Genomic DNA, 5,053 nt, shown 5'->3' with positions numbered 1-5,053 from the left:
CTCGCCCCGGTACTGCCGAGCTGCGCCGAGAGCCCCGACGTTCTGTGCACGAGGCGGTGGTGTTCCCTGCGGGGCGCCACGGTAATGCCGCGGCCACGTCCGCGCTCGATCAGGCCCTCGTCGGCCAGGGCGCCGAGGGCCTGACGCACGACGGACCGGGACACCCCGTACCGCACCTGCAACTGCGCTTCGCTGGGCAGCGAGGTGCCCGGCGGCAGCGAATGATTCAGGATCTGCGCCCGCAGATGCGCGCGGAGCTGCAGGTGCAGCGGCTCGCTGCTTCCGGCGTCCAACGGACGTCCTGGGGCGCCGGAGGAGTTCGTTCCAGCCATGAGTGTCTGCTCCGCTTCAGGATAAGGGTCGAGGGCGTCAGTGTTCGCGGAGGCCGGAGAGAGGGGCTCCTGGGCACTGGGCACCACTACTTCAGCTGCTGGACTCGGTTCATGTCGGTACGGCAACGGTTGCTCCGGACGTCAGGAAGGTGCCGCAAGTGACGCAGGAAGCCCGGTCCCGCAGCGAGGACCTACTTGCCTGCGCCATCCGACTGACTCCATCCCGAACCCCTTACTTCTTCTGGGCGGTCCGCCAGACGTGGTCCCAGCCCGGAGCGAGCTGTGCGGCACGGCGCAGTGACAGGACCAGGCTCGCCTCGCGGGCGAGGCCCTGGCCGGCGATGTCGAACGCCGTTCCGTGGTCCACCGATACGCGGACCACGGGAAGGCCGACGGTGATGTTGACGCCGTCGTCGCCGTAGACCGCCTTGAACGGTGCATGCCCTTGGTCGTGGTAGCAGACGATCACCATGTTCCACTTGCCCTTGACCGCTGCGGGGATGAGTGCGTCGGCCGGCAGTGGTCCGTGGACGTTGATGCCGGCCTTGCGGGCGGCGGCGACGGCGGGGGCGAGGATGTCCGCGTCCTCGTCGCCGAACAGGCGGTTCTCGCCGGCGTGCGGGTTCAGCCCGGCGAGGCCGATGGGCTCGTCCGGGTTGCCGAGCGCCTTCGTGAAGGCACTGACGAGTTCGATGACGTTGGACGTGCGCTGCGGGGTCAGGTCCTCGATGGCCTGCCGCAGTGAGACGTGGGTGGTGAGGTGGAAGAAGTAGAGGTCGCCGGCGGACAGCACCAGGCTGAAGTTCTCGACGCCGAACTCATGGGCCAGCAGCTCCGTATGGCCGGGCCACTTGTGTCCGCCCGCGTGCATCGCCGCCTTGTTGAGCGGGGCCGTGACGATGCCCTGGACTTTGCCCTCGCGGGCCAGTCGGCAGGCCTCGACGACGAAACGGTAGGAGCCATCGCCGGCGGCCGACAGAAAGTTGAAATTTTCGACGTTGTGATTCATCTGATCTTGGTCGGTTCTTTTGGGGAAACCACTGGCTTCGAATACTTCGAGTGCGAGCGACGTGCCTAGCGACAACCAGGCGTATGTCATCCGATGATGCTTTCTGCACCCACGAAGTAAGAGGAGCCTCTATGTCCATGCCCCCGTACACTCCGAACGTTGCCGGCGCCGAGCGTGCCTGTGAGCTTCCAGCAGGATGGCGGGCTTTTTGCAGGGGTAGTGGCGGGGTCCGAGGTGCCACGGCGCAGAGGGGCGTCTGCAAAGGGATCCTTCACCGTACCTTCGCGAATAAGCCACTTACGTGGTTCGAACAAGATCCGCTCTTAGAAGCGGACTATCGCTTCTTCCAGCATCCTGTGTCCTTGTGCTTCAAATACGGTGTCGCCGACGAGGAAGGCCCACACTGCTGTGCCGACAGCTTCTCGCAGTAGATCAATCGGCCATACCTCTTCGTTCCGTGGATCCGACCCGTAGCCCTCTAAGAAGGCGTTTTCTAATCGGGGGCGTTCCCTCCACTGTTGGGTAGCGAGGCGGCAAAAGTCCGAGGCTGCCGGCCGGAAATCGAACCGGCCGAAGTCAATCACTTGCAACCAATTCCCCTCATGTAGCCAGTTCCGCGGCTGCCAGTCGCCGTGGGTCGGTACAACAACAACGGGTGCTGGCTGGTATGAGGCCAAGATACGGCGTGCTGCCGACTCCACCTCCGAAGCAATCCGGTGTTGCCGGTCCAGCAGAGCGATCGCCTTGTCCGTCATGCGAATCTCATACCCGTCATCGACGCGCGGGTGTTGATCGTGGAGAGCTCGAAGGGCAGAGCCTGCTTGCGTGTACATGTCTGCAATCCACTCCTTATCTGATCCTTGGACGAGCGTGCCTGGCAGATAGGTAGTGATGAGTACGTTCGCGGCTCGGCTCGCTGCGACCAGTTGCCCGGTCCTGGCCGCTCCCACGAGGGGCTCTGTGTACGTTTCGTGGGCGGTGATCTCCCGCCCAATGTGGTGGTTCGATTGCGGAGCAGCTTTCACCACGAAGTCCTGATCCTCGGCTCGTACGTGCAGAACCCTCGTATCAACGAGGTTCCAGGACAAGTCATCTATCACCAAGGGTGTCTTGAGCTGCCCCGCGACGTACTCCGCCTGCTCGTCATTAAGAAGTGCCCGGTCCCAGCTGGTCATCGGAACAGTCTAGGTCGGCGTTCATCGATCAAGGCCGAACACTCTGACTGAACAATATTCAATGAAGAACCTCCGAAAGCACGTCGCACAACTACGCGGGAGTCCGTACCGTAGGGGATTCACAAACGACCGCCCGAGTCGACGTCACGCCGCGATGCACGGGGAACCTCGGGGAGTAGCTGCTTCAGAGTGGGCCGTAGACGCTTTTCGCGTCGTAAGGCAGGATGCTCCCGTGGGGAACAAGTTAAAATTAGCTGCTGTTGTCTGTGCAGCTTTCTTGTTGAGCGGTTGCGCTTTCGCTCCGTCCTTTTCTGCGGACGAGAAAGCTGAGATGAGGGACAGCACCAGCGAGTATGTCAATGGTCAATAGGAACTGCCCGTGGGCGGCCAGCAGAAATGCCCGCTGGTGGCCACGAAAACTGCCCGGTCATGGCCAACAGATCTGCCCACCTGGGGTCGGGGGCGTTGGCCATGGGTTGCTGGGCTGGTGTTAGTTCATCGTGGTGACTCCTTTTCCTGCGAGGGCTTGGGTGAGCCGGATGGACTCGCCCGTGGTTTGGCAGACGTGGGCGTGGTGCAGGAGCCTGTCGACGGTCGCTGTCGCGAGGGTTTTGGGCATGAGCTGGTCGAATCCGGCGGGGTGCAGGTTCGAGGACACCGCGATGGAGCGTTTCTCGTACGCGGCATCGACGAGACGATAAAGGCCTTCGGCGGCGTCTGCACCGACTTCGAGGAGGCCTATATCGTCGACCACGACGAGGTCGGCGCGAAGGATGCGGGCGACGACGCGGTGAACAGAGTCATCGGAGCGGTGCGCGCGCACCAGCGCGCCGAGGTCCTCAAGCCGGAACCAGGCGACCCGCATTCCGGCCTCCACGGCGTGCTGGCCGAGGGCCTCGAGGAAGAACGTCTTCCCGGTTCCGGAGGGGCCGCAGACCACGACGTTCTCCTTCCGGCCAATCCATTCCAGGGTCCGCAGTGCTTGCTGTGTGGGTGCGGGGATCGAGGAGACGGTCTCGTCCCAGGTGTCGAACGTCTTCCCTGTCGGAAACCCGGCGGCTTTGCGCCTGGTGGCGAGCATGGACCGGGACCGGCCGGTGACTTCCTCGATGAGGAGGGCTTTGATGACCTCGACCGGTTCCCACCTTTGTGACTTCGCGGTCGCGATGAGCTCCGGTGCCAACGCGCGGGCGTAGGGCATCTTCAGTCGGCGCATCAACACCTCAAGGTCCGCCGGCAGGGAAGGGGCGGGCGCCTGAGTGACACTCATGCGCTTTTCCCCAGATCATGGGCGTGGTCATCGGCCAGATCGTGGGCGGCGAGGATCTTGGCCTCGGGTGTGATGGTCTGCCCGATCGCGGCCCACCCGGCGGTGCCTTGAGCCAGGGACGTCTTCTCGTCCGCGGCGAGTGTGGTGGTTCGCGTGCCGGCTGCGGCCAGGATCGATGCCAGGTCACCGGTAGCGAACCGCCCGTAGGTGGCCGCTTGACCTAGGGCCGCATCGACCTGCGCGGTGCCGCTGATCTTGGCCAGCGCGACGGCTTCGGCCATCTTCTGGTTCATCCGTGCGGTGCCGGCTGCGGCTGCTTCGAGCAGCCAGGCGTGGGCTCCGGCGCCGATGCCCAGGAACTCGGCCTCCGCGGCGCTACGAGCCTTGATCGTGTACTCGCCCGGGACCTTTTGGCGGTAGCCCGGGAAGTGGGTGTCGTTGATCGCGGGGCTGCCGGGACTGGCCCGGAGGTGCCTGGCGACTTCGACCGGCCCGTCCGAGCCGACGTGGACGACGATGACCTGCTCGCCGGCTCCGATCCCGTGACTGCGCACGAATACGCGGGCGCCCAAAAGGTGCGCGGGAACGGAATACAGGCCGTTCTCGAAGGTGACCATCGGGGTGTTCTCCGGAACGGCCCGGGACAGCCCGAACGCAACAGTGTGGGCGGTGTCCGGAACCCGATGCAACCGGGGTGCTTCCTCCATGAGCATCACCGCAGGCTTCCGGCGGGTCACCCGGTGCTCCCGGTTGTTGACCTCATCCATGAACGCCTCGCACGCCGCCTCCAGCTCGGTGAACGAGGCGTACTCGGCCCGCAGGTTCGTGTCCTTCGGCACGATGTCGGCCTTGGCCAGCTTCACCGCGGCCTCCACTCCGCCTTTGGACGCCGGGTCCGCCGGCTGGCAGGTCAGCACCGTGACACCGTAGTGACGGGCAAAGTCCACGGTCTGCTGGTTGCGCACCGGCACCCCCGCGACGTGGGACACCGTGACGGTCTTCTCGTTATCAGTCAGCACATAGGTCGGAGCGCCCTCGATGGTCCGGAACGTGCGATCCAGTGCCGCGAACACGCTCGGCGCGGTCCGGTCCCGCAAAGCGATCACGATCCGAAATCTGGACCACGCCAGCCACGCCACGAACAACACCGTCTTGCGACCGTCGATGACCGGGCCGTCGCCGAAGTCGTACTGCAACCACATGCCAGGTTCCGTCACCCAGGGCCGGTGCACCCGGACATGGCCGAGACGGTACGCGGCGCGGACTT

The 5,053-nt window shown here is 64.6% G+C and carries 5 protein-coding genes; all 5 read right to left on the bottom strand.

Annotation, left to right across the window (positions count from 1 at the left end; translation table 11 throughout):
- A partial coding sequence (locus tag Y704_RS0101945; protein ID WP_026548878.1) for a GntR family transcriptional regulator occupies positions 1-416 on the bottom strand: 416 nt, incomplete at its 3' end.
- 148 nt (positions 417-564) lie between these two features.
- Complete coding sequence (locus Y704_RS18245; protein WP_253904200.1) at positions 565-1,341, bottom strand: PdxA family dehydrogenase; 777 nt, start codon at positions 1,339-1,341, stop codon at positions 565-567.
- A gap of 323 nt (positions 1,342-1,664) precedes the next feature.
- Positions 1,665-2,516 carry a phosphotransferase gene (locus Y704_RS0101935; RefSeq protein WP_026548877.1) on the bottom strand — a complete coding sequence of 284 codons (852 nt, stop codon included), beginning with the start codon at positions 2,514-2,516 and terminating at the stop codon, positions 1,665-1,667.
- Between the two features lie 490 nt (positions 2,517-3,006).
- Positions 3,007-3,786, bottom strand: coding sequence for an IS21-like element helper ATPase IstB (istB, locus tag Y704_RS0101930; protein ID WP_026548876.1), 780 nt, complete (start codon positions 3,784-3,786; stop codon positions 3,007-3,009).
- Positions 3,783-5,053: DDE-type integrase/transposase/recombinase (locus Y704_RS18240; protein ID WP_253904199.1), on the bottom strand; the 1,271-nt coding region annotated here is incomplete at its 5' end. The genes istB and Y704_RS18240, both read right to left, overlap by 4 nt.

Source organism: Arthrobacter sp. Br18, assembly GCF_000520555.1.
In the GTDB taxonomy this organism is placed as follows: Bacteria; Actinomycetota; Actinomycetes; order Actinomycetales; family Micrococcaceae; genus Arthrobacter_D.
This window is presented reverse-complemented; position numbering and strand designations above follow the sequence as displayed.

Excerpts from the sequence above, each read along its gene's own strand:
- Y704_RS18245 (WP_253904200.1), bottom strand. The coding sequence starts at position 1,341 with ATGAATCACAACGTCGAAAATTTCAACTTTCTGTCGGCCGCCGGCGAT.
- Y704_RS0101935 (WP_026548877.1), bottom strand. The coding sequence starts at position 2,516 with ATGACCAGCTGGGACCGGGCACTTCTTAATGACGAGCAGGCGGAGTAC.
- istB (WP_026548876.1), bottom strand. The coding sequence starts at position 3,786 with ATGAGTGTCACTCAGGCGCCCGCCCCTTCCCTGCCGGCGGACCTTGAG.